Raw genomic sequence first — 6191 nt, forward strand, 5'->3', positions numbered from 1 at the left:
CGGAAAACAAGCTGTTTTCGCTGTCGGGCTCGTCGCTGGTCGTGGCGCCCTATCGCGACAAGGACGCCCGCGTCATCGGCGCGCTCGGCGTCATCGGCCCGACCCGGCTGAACTACGCACGCATCGTGCCGATGGTCGACTATACCGCGCAGCTTATTTCGCGCATGCTGCGGTAATACATGTCGCCCAAAACCAAAGCGCGTCGCACGAATCCCTTCAAACGCGACACGCTTTCGGGGACCTCAAGGAGAAAAAAATGGCGCTGGAATCATTCAAAGCCCAGATCAGCCTATTGCTCGAGCAGATGATCAACCAGCCCGAGGATCAGCATGAAGTGCAGGAACAACTGCGCGAAAAGCTGAGGGAGATGCGCGCCATGGGCCTGCCGCTGCCGGCCGATCTCGTCGCGCTGGAAAAGCGCCTCGACGACGATTTCTACGCAGCCGGAAACTGAGCCCGAAAAACGATGCTGGCGCGTCACTTACGGCAAAGCCCGTCTTGATCGGCGCGTTCGCCTGGCCAGCGGCGCTGGTGCAATCGAAACCGTCCCTCAGGGAGTACACGCCTGCCCACCTTTGTGCGACAAGGCCCCAGTCTTAAAAGGCTCAGTCTAAAAGGTCGATCCCGTTTTTTGGGGTCATGCGCTAAGGCCGAAACCATGACCCTCACCGGATTCCTCGCTTATAGCGCGGCCCTCGGCATCGCCGCTGCCATCCCCGGCCCGGGGCTCACCGCGCTTATTGCGCGTGCGCTTGGGTCCGGCTTTCGCTCGGCGCTCGCCATGTCCTTCGGGCTGATGCTCGGCGATCTCACCTACCTCACCGCCGTGGTGCTCGGCCTCGCGCTCGTCGCGCAGACCTTCGGCATGGCCTTCCTGGCGATCAAATGGCTGGGCGTCGCCTATCTCGCTTTCCTGGGCTGGCGCTTTTGGACGAGCGGCATCGCGCCCGAAACGGTGGCGGCGAAGAAAGGCAGGGGCGGGCTGGTGTCGAGCTTTATTGCCGGCCTCGCCGTCACGCTCGGCAATCCGAAGACGATGATCTTCTATCTCGCCATCACGCCGACCATCATCGATCTGAAGACCATTACGCTCGCCGACTACGGCATCCTCGTCGCGCTGACGCTCGTCGTGTTGCTGGTGGTGCTGGTGCCCTATCTGGCGCTGGCGGCCAAGGCGCGCGGGCTTCTGAAGTCGCCGCGCGCGCTGAGGGCGCTGAACCGCACCGCCGCCGCCTTCATGGTCGGGGCGGCGGCTGCGATCGCCGCCCGGCAATAGGCCAGTTTTGGCCACGCCTGAATGCTTTTCCCGGGCGAGGGTGTTTTCAGAATGCGTTCCAGTCGGATATTTTCAAACGGCAGACTATCTTGCGCGGCCGAAGGCTTTATCCTGCCTTGTCGAGACTTATGCCCATCTGACTCTTGCCCGCCTAACTCTTGGGAGCGAAACCAATGAACAAGCCCGCCACCACCGAGCACGCGCCGGGCCGCGGCCGCATCTACAATTCGATCACCGAGACGATCGGCGACACGCCGCTGGTACGGCTCGACAAATTCGCCAATGAAAAGGGCGTCGTTGCCAATCTGCTGGCCAAGCTCGAATTCTTCAACCCGATCGCCTCGGTCAAGGACCGCATCGGCGTCTCGATGATCGAGGCGCTGGAGGCATCGGGCAGGATTGCACCCGGCAGGACGACGTTGATCGAGCCGACTTCGGGCAACACCGGCATCGCGCTCGCCTTTGCCGCTGCCGCCAAGGGCTACAAACTGATCCTGACGATGCCGGAAACCATGTCGGTCGAGCGCCGCAAGATGCTGGCTCTGCTCGGCGCCGAACTGGTGCTAACCGAAGGGCCGAAAGGCATGAAGGGCGCCATCGCCAAGGCCGACGAGCTGGCCGCGACGCTGCCCGACGCCATTATTCCGCAGCAGTTCGAAAATCCGGCCAACCCGGAGATCCACCGCCGCACCACGGCCGAGGAAATCTGGAACGACACCCATGGCGAGGTTGACATCTTCGTGGCCGGCATCGGCACCGGTGGTACCATCACCGGCGTCGGCCAGGTGCTGAAGCAGCGCAAGCCCTCCGTGCATGTCGTCGCCGTCGAGCCGGAAGCCTCGCCGGTGCTGTCGGGCGGCCAGCCCGGTCCGCACAAGATCCAGGGCATCGGCGCCGGCTTCGCGCCGAAGATACTCGACACGACGATCTACGACGAGATCGTCAAGGTCTCCAACGAGGATTCGGTCGCCAATGCGCGGCTCGTCGCGCGCCTCGAAGGCGTGCCGGTCGGCATCTCGTCGGGCGCTGCCCTGCAGGCGGCGATCGTCGTCGGCTCGCGGCCGGAGAACAATGGCAAGAACCTCGTGGTGGTCGTCCCGTCCTTCGCCGAGCGCTATCTGTCGACAATCCTGTTCGAAGGGCTGGGGGCTTAGGTCCCTCGACGGAGGTAGGTGGGCTTCAGCTAATCTCGAAAGTTGCGCTAGTCCACCTAAGGAGCGACAGGCTCAGCCGCGCGCCGAGGACCCAGATGGCAGCGCTGGACCGCTGAAAAAACAACTGTGGCGGCCGTGGCTCGCTTGAGTGGAGCGGCGCTTCCGGTTCAGATCGTCGCCGGCCTTGCACCGGCTGGCGGAGGATTTCATGTACAAGCTCTATACCCGTGCCAATACCGGCGGCGTTGTCGTCGAGGCGGCGCTGATACTGGCGGGTGCGCCTTTCGACCAGATCGATGTTCCGAAGTCGAACCCGCCCGACCAGGCCTTCCTCGACATCAGCCCCTTGAACCAGGTGCCAGTCCTGATCTTGCCGGACGGAAGTTCGATGACCGAATCGGCGGCGATCTGCATCCTGTTTGCCGAGCGCCACCCGGAAGCGAACTTGGCGCCGGCAGCGAACTCGCCTGACCGCGCCGACTTCCTGCGCTGGATGACGTTCATGTCGTCGGTCATCTATCAGGGTGACCTGCGGTTCTTCTATGCTCATCGCTACACAGCCGATCCCGGCGGCGTGGACGCAGTCAAGCAGGCGGCGATCTCGGAATTGGATCGCGGCTTGGCCATTCTCGATGCTGCCCTCGAAGGCCGCGACTGGCTGGTCGGTGACCAGCTCTCGCTGGCCGACATCTATCTCGTCATGCTGGTGGCCTGGCATCCCGAGGTCGGAAAAGTCCGCACCGCCTGGCCGAACATCGAACGCCTGTGGGCCAAATTGCGGGAGCACCAGGTGATGAGGAAGCTGAACGCCTCCCACGCCATGTGGCCGGCCTGAACCGATCGCCTTGTCTCAGTCTGCTTCCGCGCGGCCGAGCCCCGCCCGTCGTTCCTGCAGGAACCGGCGCACAGCCGGGTCGCGTTCGAGGCCGATCGCCCGGTCATAGGCTGCGGCCGCTTCCCGGGTTTTGTCGATCCTGGCCAGAAGGCCCGCGCGCGCGGCCCAATAAGGCTGATAATCATGCAGCCGTTTGTCGTCGCCAAGCTCATCAAGTGCACTCAATCCCGCCGCGGCGCCGTCGGCCTCGGCAATGGCCACCGCGCGGTTGATCGAAATCACCGGCGAGCCGGCAACCATCGACAGCGCGTCGTAGAGATGTTTGATCGCAATCCAGTCGGTCCGGCCGGTCAGCCGCCGGGTCGTATGGGCGGATTGCACGGCCGCCTCGAGCTGGTAGCGACCGACAACGCCCTTGGCCGCGGCGCGCCTGAGCAGCGTCTCCGCTTCGTCGATCAAGGCGCCGTCCCACAGCGCAAGCTCCTGCTCGGCCAATGGCACATAGTCTCCGGCGGCGTTGCGCCGCGCCGCACGCCGCGCCTCGGCAAACAGCATCAGCGCCAGCAGGCCGAGCGCTTCCGGCTCATCCGGCATCAACGACGCCACCAGCCGGCCGAGCCAGATGCCTTCGGTCGCGAGATTGCGCCGCCGGGTTTCGGTGCCGGCCGGGTCGGACCAGCCTTCGGCGAACGCGGCGTAGATCGCTTCCAGCACCGCATCCAGCCGCTCGCCGAGCTCGGCCCGCTCCGGCACACGGAACGGAATGCCGGTCTCGCGGATGCGGTTTTTGGCGCGCACCAGGCGCTGGCCCATCGTTGCCGGCGACACCAGGAATGCAGAGGCGATCGTCGCGGCGTCGAAGCCCAGAATGGCTTGCAGAATCAGCGGCGCGCGCACGCCGGCCTCGATCGCCGGATGGGCGCAGGCAAACATCAGCCGCAGCCGGTCGTCGGGCAGGTCTTCATCGGCCATGCGGGCCTCGATCTCCTCAGCGATCAACCTGAGATGGTCGCGGCCCGCCTCGCTGGTCAGCCGCCGCCGGATCGCGTCGACGCTACGTTTTCGTGCCACCGCCAGCAGCCAGGCTTCCGGCTTCTCAGGCACGCCGGTTTGCGGCCAGCGTTCGAGCGCCGCCGCAAAGGCGTCGGCCAGCGCGTCCTCGGCGCCGGCCACATCGCGGATGCGCGCGGCCAGATAGGCGACCAGCTTGCCGTAGCTTTGGCGGGCGGCTGCATCCGCCGCCGCCCGTGCGATCTCCGGACGACTGTCCATCACATGGTCATTTCTCAGATAAGTACTCCGTCATTTCCCAGATCGGTCGCACCTCGACCGTGCCAGTGCTGGCTGCTGGACAGCGCGCAGCCCATTCGATGGCCGTGTCGATGTCCGCCGCCTCGATCATGTAGAAGCCGGCAAGTTGCTCCTTGGTATCGGCATACGGGCCGTCGAGCACGTTGGTCTTGCCGTTAGCCATCCGTACAGAGGTGGCCGCCTGGGTCGGTCTCAGCCGGTCGCCGGCCAGCCATACGCCTGATTTCTTCAACGCTTCGGTATAAGCGCCATAGGCCGCGAGGGTCTGCTCGGTGCTCTCGCGTGGCGCATTCGCCATTGCGGCTTCGTTTCCGTAGATCAAAAGCATGTATCGCATGGTCTTCTCCCGTGGTTTCGAAGGCCGCGTCGTTGCCGGCCGAACCAATGTCGCGCGTCCTCGCCCGAATTCGACAGGCGCTGCAAAAATCTTTCGGCCCGGATGGCATCTCGCGCAAGCCTGCATGTCCAGCGGCATCGACCGTTGGTCTAATCGGTGCAATTGCGGGTTGGCATTTCCCGCCCGCTGTCTAAACTCGCCTCGGGTCGTGCCGTGGCAAATATTTCAGGGAGGAAATCACATGCTCAATTTCAGGACGAAGTTTGTTGCCGCCGGCGCGCTGGCGCTGTCGCTGGGTATTGGCGCGGTTTCGGCCAAGGCGCAGGAATTCATCAACGTGCTGACCGGCGGCACCTCGGGCGTCTATTATCCGCTCGGTGTCGCGCTGTCGGAAATCTACGGGAAGGGCATCGAAGGCGCCCGCACCCAGGTGCAGGCGACGAAAGCTTCGGTCGAGAATCTCAACCTGCTGCAGCAGGGCAAAGGCGAGATCGCCTTCGCGCTCGGCGATGCCGTCAAACTGGCCGCCGAGGGCAATACCGAAGCCGGCTACCCGGGCAAGCTCGACAAGCTGCGCGGCATCGCCGCCATCTATCCCAACTACATCCAGATCGTTGCCAGCAAGGAATCCGGCATCAAGACGCTTGCCGACCTCAAGGGCAAGAGCCTGTCTGTCGGCGCGCCGGCCTCCGGCACCGAGCTCAACGCCCGCGCCATCTTCGCGGCCGCCGGGCTGAAATACGAAGACCTTGGACGGGTCGAGTATCTGCCCTTCGCCGAATCGGTCGAGCTCATCAAGAACCGCCAGCTCGACGCCACGCTGCAATCGGCCGGCCTCGGCGTCGCATCGATCCGCGACCTCGCCACCTCGGTGCCGATCAACGTCGTTGCAGTACCGGCGGAGGACGTCGCCAAGATCGGCTCGCCCTATCTTTCGGTAGCCATTCCCAAGGGCACCTATGAAGGCCAGACCGAGGATGTCGCGACCGCCGCCGTCGGTAATTTCCTCATCACCCATGCCGACGTCTCCGACGAGACCGCCTATCAGATGACCAAGCTGCTGTTCGAAAATCTCGACCAGCTCGCCGCCGCCCACGCCGCCGCCAAGGCGATCGACATGACCAAGGCGCTCGACGGCATGCCGGTGCCGCTGCATCCCGGCGCCGAGCGGTACTACAAGGAAAAGGGGCTGGTGAAGTAGGGCACTCCCTCCCCCTCGAGGGGAGGGTGGCCCGCAGGGCCGGGAGGGGTCCTCGGTGACGCACTCCGTCTTTTCAG

Annotated in this window: 7 protein-coding genes and 1 pseudogene; 6 read left to right on the forward strand and 2 right to left on the reverse strand. The window is 64.5% G+C overall.

The annotated features are described in order from the left end of the window. The 5 genes and pseudogenes from hrcA to EOA85_RS24835 all read left to right on the forward strand — a co-directional run. Positions 1-176: pseudogene (gene hrcA, locus EOA85_RS24815) on the forward strand (heat-inducible transcriptional repressor HrcA); the annotation flags it as partial. Between the two features lie 80 nt (positions 177-256). Further along, a complete protein-coding gene (locus EOA85_RS24820) occupies positions 257-454 on the forward strand; it encodes a hypothetical protein (RefSeq protein ID WP_029347942.1) in 198 nt (65 codons plus the stop codon). 204 nt (positions 455-658) lie between these two features. Continuing rightward, a complete protein-coding gene (locus EOA85_RS24825; protein WP_127211529.1) occupies positions 659-1276 on the forward strand; it encodes a LysE family translocator in 618 nt (205 codons plus the stop codon). A 173-nt stretch (positions 1277-1449) separates the two neighbouring features. Next, complete coding sequence (cysK, locus tag EOA85_RS24830) at positions 1450-2430, forward strand: cysteine synthase A (RefSeq protein WP_095517658.1); 981 nt, start codon at positions 1450-1452, stop codon at positions 2428-2430. Between the two features lie 208 nt (positions 2431-2638). After that, positions 2639-3265: a glutathione S-transferase family protein gene (locus EOA85_RS24835; RefSeq protein ID WP_127211530.1), complete on the forward strand. Its 627-nt coding sequence runs from the start codon at positions 2639-2641 to the stop codon at positions 3263-3265. A gap of 15 nt (positions 3266-3280) precedes the next feature. On the opposite strand, the gene EOA85_RS24840 is transcribed toward EOA85_RS24835, so the two are convergent. Both EOA85_RS24840 and EOA85_RS24845 read right to left on the reverse strand, forming a co-directional pair. Further along, positions 3281-4537 carry an RNA polymerase sigma factor gene (locus EOA85_RS24840; RefSeq protein WP_127211531.1) on the reverse strand — a complete coding sequence of 419 codons (1257 nt, stop codon included), beginning with the start codon at positions 4535-4537 and terminating at the stop codon, positions 3281-3283. Positions 4538-4544: 7 nt separating this feature from the next. Continuing rightward, complete coding sequence (locus EOA85_RS24845; protein ID WP_029347934.1) at positions 4545-4913, reverse strand: YciI family protein; 369 nt, start codon at positions 4911-4913, stop codon at positions 4545-4547. 241 nt (positions 4914-5154) lie between these two features. On the opposite strand from EOA85_RS24845, the gene EOA85_RS24850 reads away from it, so the two are divergent. After that, on the forward strand, positions 5155-6114 hold the full coding sequence (locus EOA85_RS24850; RefSeq protein ID WP_095517655.1) for a TAXI family TRAP transporter solute-binding subunit: 960 nt from the start codon (positions 5155-5157) through the stop codon (positions 6112-6114). Positions 6115-6191: the final 77 nt, after the last annotated feature.

Source organism: Mesorhizobium sp. M5C.F.Ca.IN.020.29.1.1, from assembly GCF_003997375.1.
GTDB lineage: Bacteria > Pseudomonadota > Alphaproteobacteria > Rhizobiales > Rhizobiaceae > Mesorhizobium > Mesorhizobium wenxiniae.